8 protein-coding genes are annotated in these 13,282 nt (G+C 40.2%); 6 read left to right on the top strand and 2 right to left on the bottom strand.

Features of this window, described 5'->3' with window-relative positions:
- The first annotated feature begins 1 nt into the window (after position 1).
- The gene (locus tag BMW53_RS04030; RefSeq protein ID WP_038558820.1) at positions 2-703 is read left to right on the top strand and encodes a Crp/Fnr family transcriptional regulator; all 702 of its coding nucleotides are present in this window, start codon (positions 2-4) and stop codon (positions 701-703) included.
- 573 nt (positions 704-1,276) lie between these two features.
- On the opposite strand, the gene BMW53_RS04025 is transcribed toward BMW53_RS04030, so the two are convergent.
- Entirely contained in the window at positions 1,277-3,745 is a 2,469-nt protein-coding gene (locus BMW53_RS04025; protein WP_051567850.1) for a bifunctional UDP-N-acetylmuramoyl-tripeptide:D-alanyl-D-alanine ligase/alanine racemase, read from the bottom strand.
- Positions 3,742-4,323, bottom strand: coding sequence for a thymidine kinase (locus BMW53_RS04020; RefSeq protein ID WP_038558823.1), 582 nt, complete (start codon positions 4,321-4,323; stop codon positions 3,742-3,744). Before BMW53_RS04020 ends, BMW53_RS04025 begins: the two co-directional genes overlap by 4 nt.
- Positions 4,324-4,461: 138 nt before the next feature.
- Between BMW53_RS04020 and BMW53_RS04015 the strand changes: the two genes are divergently transcribed.
- The 5 genes from BMW53_RS04015 (at position 4,462) to BMW53_RS03995 (ending at position 12,924) form a co-directional block, all read left to right on the top strand.
- The gene (locus BMW53_RS04015; protein ID WP_038558826.1) at positions 4,462-5,358 is read left to right on the top strand and encodes a DUF8457 domain-containing protein; all 897 of its coding nucleotides are present in this window, start codon (positions 4,462-4,464) and stop codon (positions 5,356-5,358) included.
- Positions 5,351-6,034, top strand: coding sequence for a 16S rRNA (cytidine(1402)-2'-O)-methyltransferase (gene rsmI / locus BMW53_RS04010; RefSeq protein ID WP_038558829.1), 684 nt, complete (start codon positions 5,351-5,353; stop codon positions 6,032-6,034). Before BMW53_RS04015 ends, rsmI begins: the two co-directional genes overlap by 8 nt.
- 34 nt (positions 6,035-6,068) lie before the next feature.
- Entirely contained in the window at positions 6,069-6,770 is a 702-nt protein-coding gene (locus BMW53_RS04005) for a YjjG family noncanonical pyrimidine nucleotidase (RefSeq protein WP_038558832.1), read from the top strand.
- Positions 6,771-8,098: 1,328 nt separating this feature from the next.
- Positions 8,099-11,362: a SusC/RagA family TonB-linked outer membrane protein gene (locus tag BMW53_RS04000; RefSeq protein WP_038558835.1), complete on the top strand. Its 3,264-nt coding sequence runs from the start codon at positions 8,099-8,101 to the stop codon at positions 11,360-11,362.
- Positions 11,363-11,469: 107 nt separating this feature from the next.
- The gene (locus tag BMW53_RS03995) at positions 11,470-12,924 is read left to right on the top strand and encodes a SusD/RagB family nutrient-binding outer membrane lipoprotein (protein WP_038564721.1); all 1,455 of its coding nucleotides are present in this window, start codon (positions 11,470-11,472) and stop codon (positions 12,922-12,924) included.
- Positions 12,925-13,282 lie beyond the last annotated feature (358 nt).

The following is a 13,282-nucleotide window of genomic DNA, read 5'->3' as shown; positions in this document are numbered from 1 at the left end:
TATGTTAAATTCAGATATTGGGCTTCGAGACCTGGTTGACAATCAGAAATCAATTTTTTATTTGTTGGGGCAGGAAGATAAAGACGAACTGCAACACCATATTTCTCTTTCGCAGTACAAGAAGAATGAATTTATTTACAAAGAAGGAGATAAGCCAAATGGATTTTTGGTTTTGATTGACGGAAAGGTTAAGATTTTTAAAGAAGGAGTAGGGGGCAGAGAGCAGATTATTCGGATGACAAAACCACTTGGGCTGATCGGTTACCGCGCATTGCTTGCCGAGGAAACCCACAACGGTTCGGCGGTAACTCTTGAAGAGTCGCTTGTTTGTACTATCGATCCTGAGTTTATTTTTGAACGCGCCTTAAAAAATTCTGATTTCTCGTTTAAAATAATCAGTAAACTTTCGAAAGAATTGGGTTTCTCCAATGCCCGTACCGTTACATTAACACAAAAACATATTCGTGGTCGTTTGGCCGAATCGCTTATTCTGTTGAAAGATAAATATGGTTATGAAAACGATGGTACAACGTTAAAAGCCTTCTTATCGCGCGAGGATATTGCTAACCTGTCGAATATGACCACTTCGAATGCCATTCGTACCTTGTCGACTTTTGCCAGCGAAAAAGTAATTGCTATCGATGGTAGAAAGATTCGGATTCTGGATGCGGTTCGTTTAGAGCGAATCAGTAAATTAGGATAATTGTTTCAAATAAAAATATAGAGAGTGCCACTTGAGAAATCAGGTGGCATTTTTTTATTTCGCAGAATTCAATGTAAAGTTCCTTGAACTATTTTTTGCGCCGTTCTTCAGAGCGGTGTTCTGTGGTAGAAAAAAGGATCACATGAAATTTCTGATGGAGCATAAATTTTTGTCATTTTCACTTTTTAACGATAAATGAACTTATAAGGAAGTCAATATATGGAATTAATAGGGCTTCATAACTCTTTCTACCCTTTTGTTCCCGACGTAAAGTACGGGATTTCGCAAGCTCAACTGTAGACATTTTCCCTTATAAAGGGAAAACAGTTTTTTAGTAACTGGAAGAGGATTTGGTGCTGCTATTACATTTTCCTAACAACAGGCTCTCCTCGTGAGGGGAGCTCCCGCCAGGGTGAGGGGTAATGCATATATTATACTGTTGCCCGAATTACAATGGTTAATGCCGATACTACAACACCGGAGCGTTCTGAATGAAATGAAAAAATGCGACACTTTGTTGTTAAATCGGTATAACACCTCAATTTGTAATCGATTTTATGTCTCAAACATACATTATTCCTGCAAATACACCCGTTTCACCCGCTGCGATATTCCTGTTAAAATCTCGTAAGGTATCGTCTCAAGTAGTTGAGCCACTTTTGAAATGGAAATATTTGGCCCAAAGATTTCAACGCTGTCGCCGGGGTTTACCTCCAGGTTTGTAACATCAAGCATTAGCATGTCCATACAAATGTTTCCGATTATTCTGGCCTCTTGTCCGTTAACCAAAGCGCTGCCTAAACCGTTACCGAGTCGGCGGTTAATTCCATCGGCATAACCCATTGGCACAACGGCTACCCGGCTTTGGTACTTTATTTTCCCCTTGCGGTTGTACCCAACGGTTTCGTTTGTATTGACCGTTTTTACTTGCGAAACAGTGGTTTTTAATGTGCTGATTTGTTGCAATGATAATCCGGTTTGCGAAATGCCGTAAAGGCCAATTCCCAGTCGTACCATATCCATCTGGTGTTGCGGGAACCGTTCAATACCGGCCGAGTTCAGAATGTGCTTGTTAATTTTGTAAGGAAAAGCATTTTCAATTAAAGCCGATAAATCTGCATATCGCAGGAATTGTTCCTGGGTAAAATCATCCAGCTCCGCTTCGTCGCTTCCGGCAAGGTGCGAAAAAACCGATTGTATTTTTAAATGCTTATTGTTTTTCGTAAATGCGATTACTTCCTCAATCTCTTTTTTTGTTTTCAGGCCCAGGCGGTTCATCCCCGTATCAATTTTTATGTGGATGGGGAAGTTGTTTATGCCAAATTCAATAACCACTTTTGAAAACTGTTGCAAGAGTTGGAGGCTGTAAATGTTGGGTTCCAGGTTAAAATCGATGATGTTCTGAAAACTGTCGTGTTCCGGATTCATCACTAAAATTGGAATGTTGATGCCTGCATTTCGCAGTTGAACCCCTTCGTCGGCCACAGCCACAGCCAGGTAATCCACATTTTGGTGTTGTAAAAGCATTGCAATTTCCACATCACCGCTACCATACGAAAAAGCTTTTACCATCACCATTATTTTAGTCTCAGGTTTTAGCAGTTTGCGGAAAGTATTAAGGTTATGAATCAGTGCATTCAGGTTGATCTCAAGCACCGTTTGATGTGCTTTTTGTTGCAATAATGCCGATATTTTCTCCAGCTCAAATTGCCGGGCACCTTTTATTAAAATTGCCGACGATGAATAGTTGCTTCGAACAAATTGTTTCTCAAACTCGCTGCGATTGGCATAAAACTCGCATTCCATTTCAAAAATATGCTGGTGTTGGTAAAGATCTTTGCCAATTCCGGTGAGTTTGTTAATTCCCCATTCCTGCAAAAGCTGGTTTACTTTCGAATACAGTTCCTCAGTTTCGATACCTGTTTGCTGGATGTCAGATAAAATTACGTGTTTAAACAAATGGCTTATAGCCGCTTGCTGTTTGAGTACCGAGAGCGCGATACTTAGCGAATTTAAATCCGAATTGTAATAGTCGTTTATCAGCAGGCAGTTGTTTATGCCTTGTTTAATCTCGAGGCGCATAGCCACCGGTTGCAGTTTGCTGAATTGCGCCGGAAAATCTTTTGGATTTTTCTTCAAAGCAATTAGCGTAGCAAAACAATGACAGGCATTTTCAATCGCCGAATCATCGGTGAATGGTATTGAAAATGAATAATTCACATCGTTAATCCTTGCCTCAATTTCGGTAGTAGTCGTTTTTATTTTGCATTTAAACCGGATAGCTGCATCATTGTTTTTTAACGACCAGTTTATTGGTTCAATATCATTTTGCAAGCAAAATTCTGCGATGTTTTCGGAGTAGAAGCGATCGGAACGAAATACCAACTTTTTTGCACCTGTAAACAGTTTTAATTTTTCGCTCAGTTTTTCCTCCATCGAGCGGAAATTTTCCTGATGAGCATCGCCAATGTTGGTTAAAATTCCAATGTTGGGCCGAACGATTGGTGCAAGCTTTTCCATTTCATTGGGTTCCGAAATTCCTGCCTCTAACAGGGCCAGGTCGTATTGGTTGTCGATTAACAAAGCCGATAAAGGAACACCTACCTGCGAGTTGTAGCTTTTGGGGCTTCGTACAATTTTAAACTCCGTGGAAAGTAAATCGTACAACCACTCTTTTACAATGGTTTTGCCATTGCTTCCGGTAATTCCGATAACAGGCTGCGAAAACCGGTTTCGGTTATAAGCGGCTAGTTGCTGAAGTGCGACAATGGTGTCTTTTACCAGAATGTAGCCGGCTTTGTTGTCAATAAAATTCTTGTTGGAAACGATAAATAGCTGAACACCTTTTTTGCGCAGTTGAGCGATGTAATTGTGCCCGTTAAAAACGGGGCCGCTTAAGGCAAAAAAAGCAGCGTTCGTTCCGCCGAAGAAAGTACGGCTGTCGGTAATAATTTCTGAAACAGTAAAATCCTGTAAGGATGAGGACGCGAAAAGCTCGCCATTTATTGCGGCGCTTATTTGTTTTGCCGTCAGTTTGATCATTGTTCCTTATGTGCTTTGTTGTAACAGCGTCGGCAAAGTGGTTCATAAATGTCTTTTTCGCCCAGCAAAACCACTTGCTCTTTTTCCGAAATACGATGAGAGAATTGAGCAATGCTTCCGCACCGAACGCAAATCGCGTGTACTTTGGTAATGTAATCGGCAACCGCCATCAGCCCCGGAATCGGGCCAAAAGGTTCGCCTTTAAAATCCATATCCAACCCGGCAACAATAACGCGAATACCCATGTTAGCCAGTTGGTTTACCACATTTATCAGGCCTTTGTCGAAAAACTGGGCTTCGTCAATTCCAATTACATCAACATCTCCGGCCAGTAACAGAATATTGGCCGAGTTTTCAACCGGAGTGGAGTGGATTGCATTTTCGTCGTGCGAAACCACTTCCGTTTCCGAGTAACGAACATCAACCATTGGCTTGTAAATTTCCACCTTTTGTTTGGCAATTTTGGCACGTTTCAGCCGCCGTATCAATTCTTCCGTCTTCCCGGAAAACATCGATCCGGCAACAACTTCAATGGTGCCAACTTTTTTATGGCTGTTTACATCTCTTTCAATAAACATCTGTCGTTACTCTTTTTAGTAATACTTTTCTTACAGGGTATTTTTATTTACTACTTTTACAAAAATAAAATTTACGGGCTTGTTTGGGCACTGTAAAGCACGATTAATTTACCAACATCGCGTTAAAAGCTTGGATGAATGGATAATAAAAAGTTATTTAAATTTCTGCTTAAAGATATTTCGGAGATAGAGGAATTGTTTGCCGAAAAAGGCACTGATGGATTTGATGAATTGGAGATGGAATTTATCCGCACTCGTTTCAATGGGGCCAAACACATTATTCAGCTCTTGAGCCAAAAAGATGTGCCGGCACAAAGAGTAATGGTATCGGCACCCGATAAATCGGCAGTGGCTACTGAACCTGAGCCAGCGGAGACTAAAAATTCAGTTAATCCACAAGCTACTTTTTCGGATGAAGAAAAGGAGAGCTTAGCCGCTTTGTCGGATTTTGAAGAGGAGTTAAAGCAGGAAGAAAGTAAGCCGGAACCGGTTGTGCAGGAAGAGGAAGTTGCAGCGACTGAACAGGAACATAAAATAGAAAAAGAAATTGCATCAGAAGGAGAGAGCGAAGTTATAGCTGAACAAGAGGAGGAGAGTGCTCCCGAAGTGGAAGAAGAAATTACGGAGGAAGAACCAAAAACTGAAGAAGTAAAAGAAGAACCTGTTAGAGAAATAGAGCCGGAAGAAGAGCCGGAAGCCGTTGCAATAAGTAACCGGATTGGCGATCGTATTATTACCGAAAAGTCGGTTAACGATTTGCTTAGTGGCAACGGTGATAAAAAGCTGGAGTATAAAATATCGAACAGCCCGGTACAAAGCATTCAGGCTGCTATTGGAATAAACGACCGTTACCAGTACATTCGGGAACTGTTTAGCGGCAACGCCGAAACCTTTGCAAAAACAGTTGTCGATCTCGATAATTTAGGTAATATTCAGGAGGCTGTTGCTTATTTGCACGAGAACTTTAAATGGAAAAAGAATGAAACCAGCCTGAAATTTGTAAACCTTGTAAAGCGCCGGTTCCCAAATGGATAACGAAGCAAAATTAATACTCGTTCCAACGCCCATTGGTAATCTGCAGGATATAACTTTGCGGGCAGTTGAAGTTTTAAAAACGGCCGATATTATTCTGGCAGAAGATACCCGGGTATCGTCAAAACTTTTAAAACATCTTGAGATAGATAAGAAACTGCTTGCGCACCATAAGTTTAACGAGCATAAAACTACGGGTTCAATTGTTTCTAAAATTGAGCAGGGAAATACCGTAGCTTTAATTTCTGATGCCGGCACACCTGCCATTTCCGATCCCGGTTTTCTGTTGGTACGGGCTTGCGTGGAGAAAAACGTGAAAGTAGAATGTTTACCGGGAGCTACCGCATTAATTCCTGCGTTGGCGGTATCGGGGCTGCCAACCGATAAATTTGTTTTCGAAGGATTTTTACCTCAGAAAAAAGGCCGTCAGACGCGATTGAAAATTTTGGCAGAAGAGCCACGGACAATAGTGCTTTATGAATCACCCTATCGATTGGTAAAGGCGTTGGGGCAGTTTTCAGAATTTTTTGGCCCCGAACGAAAAGCCTGTGTTTGCCGCGAGCTAAGTAAAATGTTCGAGGAGGTAAAACGGGGAACAGTAACCGAACTACAAGAATATTACACAGAACATCCTCCCAAAGGCGAAATAGTGATTGTTGTTGAGGGAAAAAATGATTAACCGTTTTGCCTCAGCATAAACTTGCCCAAAAGAAATGAGAAAAAAATACACGCATCTTTTTTTTGATCTGGATAACACTTTGTGGGATTTTAAAACCAACTCGAGGTATGCCATGCAGGAAACCTTTAAAATGCTGGCGCTGGAAAAGAGAGGGGCAAAATTCGATGCCTTCTTTGATGTTTATTGCGGGCATAACGATAGTTTGTGGCAGGCTTATCGTAAAAAAGAAGTCACAAAGAAAGAGCTTACCCGTCAGCGTTTTCAATTAACTTTCAATACGTTTTCCATAACAGATGTTGATGCACTTGAGATGAATGATTTGTATCTGAAGGTAATGCCAAAACAGTCGCATTTAATCGAAGGTGCTATAGAAATACTGGATTATGTCAAGTCAAAAGGCTATCGTTTGTTTATTATTACCAACGGATTTAAAGAGGTTCAACACGAAAAGCTAAAACAATCGGGGCTGCAAAGCTATTTCGAAAAGGTATTTATCTCTGAGGAAATAAAAATGCCAAAACCGGGTCGCGAAATATTTGAATACGCCATTAAATCATCCAATGCCCAAAAGAAAAACAGTTTAATGATTGGCGATGATTGGGAGGTTGATATCTACGGAGCAGCTAACTTTGGTATTGATGCTGTTTATTATAATCGTTTAAAACAGCCGGTTGAAAAGTTGATGGGTGACACCAATGTCATTGAGTCATTATCGGAGTTGCGCTTGTTTTTGTAATTAGCAAAAGGGTGTTGTTAATCCTCGTATTGTATTGTTGGGTCAAAAACTTCACCGGTGTTAACCAGGAGCTATAGGTGTATTTTTAGAAAATTGGGCGAAGTTTGTGGTAAAAAGAGCAAAGCCTGAAAGGAAAGTTCTTCTCACTCCATCTTTACATTTTAAATCACTTGATTTAACGCTTTATTTCTACAGAATTTTAACCACATATCTGATGCGATTGTCAATTTCGGCGAACCATTATAAAACCGAGTTCATGTTAATATAGAAATCTGATACCAAAATGAGAAGGATGGCACAGAAGCATTGGGGAAAGTACCTGCCTGTATTATACATAAAGCACGTAAGACCGGAACATGGAGAATGTGAAAGCTGCCTTTGTTCGTTAAGGTGATGAGGTTGTGGAAACCCGCATTTGATGGGGTAAATAGCATTTGAAACCCTTATGGATCCTGTTAAAGAGTTATAGGTTAATAATTAATGCTCACTTGGTAGGTTTTCATACCGGCTTTTCTTTTGTATGTTAATTATGTGATAATTATCATGTATTGATAAAATAGAACATATGTGACGATGCCTATTTTGTAATAGGCAGAAAAACAGGGGTGTGGGCGTGTTTGTGTGGTGGTTTTATCTATTGGAGTGCAATTCGATTATTATCTATTTGACAGTTAATTTTAAAAAAAACTTACACTTTCTTTAAAAAATCAAATCTTATTTTAATATTTGTAATTGTCAAAAAGAATTAAAAGTTCTGTTTTGTGAGGGGTAATGATGAGTATAAGGATTTGGGGGAATCCTTTCAGAAATTACAAAATTAAATGCTGTTTAATTATTACTTAAAAATGTTTCTATGAAGGGGGGTATCATTCACTTGATCTTAAATCAAAATTTTAGGTTCCATATAAATCGGTTTAAAATTTAGTTGCCGATTGATGTTCTGCATTGACATTGCTCGCTAGGGGGGATGAATAATGTTGATGGATAGGTCTGTAAAATTGGCTAACTGTTAAAAAAATTAACAATTAGTAAGGTTTTTCAGTTAGCAAACAGAGCTAAATAAACTAGAAAAGAGATTTTACTTTCTAATTCATAAAAATATTTATGAATGGAATGGAATAGGAAAAATTACTTTTTAAAGACAGGAGTTCTCAAAAGTGAAACAATAGAAAAAATGTTGAAAAAATATGACCGGGAGGTGCTCACTCTACATTTACTCACAATTACCCTTCGTAGAATCTTGAATCCTCCCGGTTTTTCTCAAATATGAATAAAAATGCTAAAAACAATTTTTATAGCGCTTTAATTAATAACTTAAAATTATTTCTATGAAAAAAATTGCGATTTTTCTATCGATTCTCCTTTTCATGGGTAATTTGGTAGCTTTCGCTCAAACGCAAACAATAACCGGTACGGTTATTTCTGCTGAGGACGATATGCCAATACCTGGGGTTTCGGTTTCGGTTAAAGGTACTACATTAGGAACAGTCACCAACATTGATGGTGAATATACTATAAAAGTACCTCAAGACGCACAGTCACTGATGTTCAGTTTTGTTGGTATGAAAACTGAAGAAGTGGCCATTGCCGGTTCTACGGTTGATGTTACTTTACAACCTCAGACCATTGGTGTTGACGAGGTAGTTGTAACAGCTCTTGGTATTTCAAGAGAGAAAAAGTCACTGGGTTATGGTGCGCAAAGTGTACAAAGCGACGCTTTAACAAAAGCAGCATCACCTAACGTTATGAACTCTCTTTCGGGTAAAGTTGCCGGTGTACAGATTAACCAAACCGGTGGTCAGGTTGGAGCTTCTTCACGTATTGTTATTCGTGGTAACAGCTCGTTTGGCGATAACCAACCACTTATTGTTGTGGATGGTATTCCAATTTCAAACTCAAACCATACTGCCGGCGACGTTGACTTTGGTAGTGGTTTGAATGATATTAACCCACAGGATATCGAAAATATCTCGGTACTAAAAGGTGGTGCTGCGGCTGCACTTTATGGTATGCGTGCAGGACACGGTGTTATCCTTATTACAACAAAATCGGGTAAAGGCGCCGCAAAAGGTGTTTCTGTTACCTACGATGGTAATTATAATTTCGACCAGGTATCACGTATCCAGGAATTCCAGAACAAATACGGACAAGGTTACTTAGGTAGTGAATTTTGGCATCAGTACTATGCTCCTGAAATGTCGTACCAGGAATTTGCAACAGGAGGTTTCGATCCGGGTATGGGTTTCTCGTATTACGATGGTATTGGTAATGGTGTAAACGATGGTGTTGACGAAAGTTGGGGACCACGTTTGGATATTGGTTTAAATATTCCGCAATACAACAGCCCTGTTGACGGTAGTGGAAACAGAACTGCAACTCCATGGATCTCTCGTCCTGATAATATTAGAGACTTATACGTTGTTGGACATACAACCAGTCATAATATCGGAATTACTTCGGTAGGCGATAATTCAAGTACTCGTTTTTCATTAGGTTATATGGATCAGGCCGGTACATTGCCTAATACTGGTTTAACACGTTACAATGCCGGTGTTAATTCAAAAGTAACTTTGAATAAATACGTAGAGTTTAACACCACAATTAACTATGCACGTACCGAAAGTGATAACCTGGTACAAACAGAGTACAACGCAAGTAACCCGTTGCAATCAATTGGTCAGTGGTTCGGTCGTCAGGCCGATATGGTTGACCTGAAAGAAAACTGGCAAACCAAAATGGACAATGGTTTCCCATACAACTGGAACAGTAATTACCACAACAACCCTTACTGGAGTTTGAATAACAACACCAACGAATTGCAAAAAGACAGGGTATTTGGTAAAGCATCTATTTTTGTAAAACCGGTTACCGGTTTAACTATCGAAGGTCGTTTAGGTATGGATTACTACAGCCAGCGAATGATGCGTGTCACTTATTCTGGTTCAAACGAAACCATTTTGAGCGCATCAAATGCTGAATTCCACGGTGGTAGTTTTAATCAAGACAAAATCAGCCGTTCTGAAATAAATGCAGACATTATCGCTTCTTATCAGATAAATTTTGGTGATTTTGACCTGAGTGCACTTGCAGGTGCTAACTACCGCGATATGCAGTACGAAAGTTCTGCTCTTGGAGCATCTCAGTTAACTGTACCAAACTTGTTTACTGTTTCGAATGTTAGTGGTAGCCCTTCTACTGGGATGGATCACTCATGGGTTCGCACAAACAGTGTGTATGGTAATGCTTCATTAGGTTATGATAATTTTATTTATGTAGATGTAAGTGTACGTAACGACTGGAGTTCAACTATTGAGGATCCTTTCTTTTACCCTGCAGTAAGTATGAGTTTCTTGCCACTTGAAGCATTTGATATTGAATCAAACACTATCTCGTACCTGAAACTTCGCGGCGGTTGGTCTAAGGTTGGTGCAGCAACAGGTGCATACAGAACTGATCCTTATTTCACTGCAAGTTCAAGCACTATTTATGGTGTAACTCAGTATTCTCAGGCAACTACATATCCTCCACTTAGTTTGAAGCCGGAAAATATTCAAACTACAGAGGTTGGTCTTGAAGCGAACTTCTTTAATAACCGTTTGGGTGTTGATTTAGCGTACTACGATAAAACAACTACCGACCAGATTATGAGTGTTTCAATCTCAAAAGCTACCGGTTATAACGCAACATTGGTTAATGCCGGTGAGATAAACAACAAAGGTATTGAAGTACAGTTAACAGGAAGCATCCTGAAGAAACGTAATGGTTTGAACTGGGATGTAACGCTGAACTGGGCAAGAGATAAATCAGAAATTATTGAGCTTTATACCGACCCTAATACAGGTCAGGAACTTGAGTCGTACCAGATTGGTAGCCAGTGGGGAACTACTGTTGAAGCACGCCCGGGTGATGAGTGGGGTGTAATTTACGGAAACGGTATGGTTCGCGTTGAAGAAGGAGCAAATAAAGGTGCTATTATCGTTGGTAGCAACGGAAGACCAAAAATAGAAGGTCCTAAAAAATTAGGTGCTGTTAACCCTGACTGGATGGGCGGTATCAGCAACGAATTCTCATACAAAAACTGGAGCGCCGGTTTCTTAATCGAAGTGCGTAAAGGTGGTGATATATTTAGTGTATCGAATATGTTTGGTGCTTATGGTGGTCAGCTTGGTTTTACTGCTACAGGCGATGTTCGTGAAAACGGTATCGTTCTTGGCCAAAACTTCTTTACCGATAAAACTTTCGTAAAAGAAGATGGTTCGCCTAACGATATTACTACTTCAGCTCAAAGTTTCTTCGAGTCGTACTATAGTAACCGCGAGTTATCTGTTTACGATGGTTCGTATGGTAAATTGCGCGAAGCACATATTACCTACAATTTCCCTAAAGGGCTTTTTGGTAGTGGAAACTTCATTAAAGGAGGTTCGGTATCGTTGGTTGGAAACAACCTGGCAATTCTGTGGTTGCACGATTCAAACATGGCAAAAATCGATCCTGAAAACATAACAGGTTCAGGTAACGGTGGTGTTGGTCTTGAGTCAACTTCTCTTCCTTCATCAAGAAGTTTTGGTGTTAAATTGAATTTGAAATTCTAAAACCATAACAAGAGATGAGAACACATGTTATAATACGTAACCTTTTAGGAAAAGGGAAGTATTCGGGCGATGTTCTAAATTCAATTGATAAAATAAAAATGATAGATATGAAAAATATAATAGGAAAATTACTTGCAGTTAGTTTTCTCATGGCCTTCCTAGTAGTGGGATGTACCGATGATTTCGAGGAGATTAACACCGACCCGGACCGCGCCAAAGACGCACCGGCAACAAACGTACTGGCCTGGGTGCTGCGTTACCATACCGATACTTTTTACGATTCGTGGAACAATATGAACGAGCCTTCTACTTACGGAGGCCACATCGCAAAAATTCAGTACATCGACGAAGCTCGTTACGTTTTCCGTCCGGGTACTGTAGAAAACAAATGGTACTATGGTTATATTCAATTAAATAACCTGTACGAAATCCGTAAAAAAGCAGAAGCTGACGGTGCCGACAATATGTTGGCGGTAGCTAAAATTTTGGAAGCAATGATCTTCCAGATTATGACTGATACATGGAGAGATATACCCTATTTTGAGTCAATTAAGTTGGGGGATGGCGTATTACTTCCATCGTATGACACTCAGGAAGAGATTTATCCTGCCATGTTAGCTTCGCTTGAAGAAGCCAATACTTTGCTTAACTCAGGGTCGAATGATAACCTGGGCGACGGTGATGTTCTTTTTGATGGTGATACTGAAAAATGGCAAAAATTCTGTAACTCTTTACGTTTGCGTATGGCAATGCGTATTTCAGAGGTTGATCCACTAGGAAAATCGACCATCGAAACCATTATGGGAAATCTTTCGGCTAACCCAATTATGGATAGCAACGATGATAACGCTTTCTTCTGGTACCCTGGAAGTACTCCATACCAGGAGACTTGGTACGAAGATGGAACAGGTCGTGATGACCATGGTGTTGCTGATGTTCTAATTGATGCTTTAAAGGATCTAAATGACCCAAGATTATCGATTATTGCAAAACCTGCAACTGAGGATGGCGAATTCCGCGGATTTACTATTGGTGCTACTGCACAACCTGCTTTACCAACTATTTCGCGTATTGGTGCTATTTACAGAGACGACGCTGCCGGATTCTCTCCATTCATGCGTTATGCCGAAGTAATGTTCCATGTTGCTGAAGCTGCCCAAAAAGGATACAATGTTGGTATGAGTGCTGAAGAGGCATACGAAGCTGCTGTTACCGCATCTTGTGAAGAGAATGGTGTAGAAGCTGCCGATATCACTGCTTATTTAGCTGCTGATGCTGCTTACGACGGAACATTGGAGCAAATTTACTGGCAAGAGTGGATTGCCCTGTTCAAACAAGGTATGGAAGCCTGGTCGTTGTACCGCAGAACCGGTGTGCCAACAACACACTATGTGGCTCCTGGTTCTCCTTATACAGGTCATAACACACCTCCTTTCCGTTACCCTTATCCGAACAATGAGCTTACATTGAACGGTGGTAACTCAAGTTCTTTTGCTGCTGAAGTAACAGACGACTTCTGGGGAAAACAAATGTGGTGGGATACCCGTACCGGTGTTCAATAGATCACGTTTAATCGAACGTCAGATTATAAAATACAGAGAGCTGCGGCAATATGCCGTGGCTCTTTTTTTTAAAAGTCACTTTGGTAAAAACAAAAAAGTTCACGCAGAGTAGATCACTAAGTTTTCGCAAAGCACGCAAAACAGATTCTATATCTTTGCGAATTTTGCGCTTCTTCTTTTCTTTGCGTGAAACAATATTGATGTCCTTTCATCATATTGTTGGTGATTTCCGGGAATCATGAATGTTTGATGTTGTAATTAGTTACACCGATTGACTGATTAATTCGTAGTTCTCGCTGACTACGCTATTACGTATCGAACTTTCAGTCCGGTGAAATCAATAGGGGCAAAGCCCCGA

It is taken from the genome of Draconibacterium orientale (genome assembly GCF_900111425.1).
Taxonomy (GTDB): domain Bacteria; phylum Bacteroidota; class Bacteroidia; order Bacteroidales; family Prolixibacteraceae; genus Draconibacterium; species Draconibacterium orientale.
Note: the sequence above shows the minus strand (reverse complement) of the source record. Positions and strands in the feature narration are given on the sequence as shown.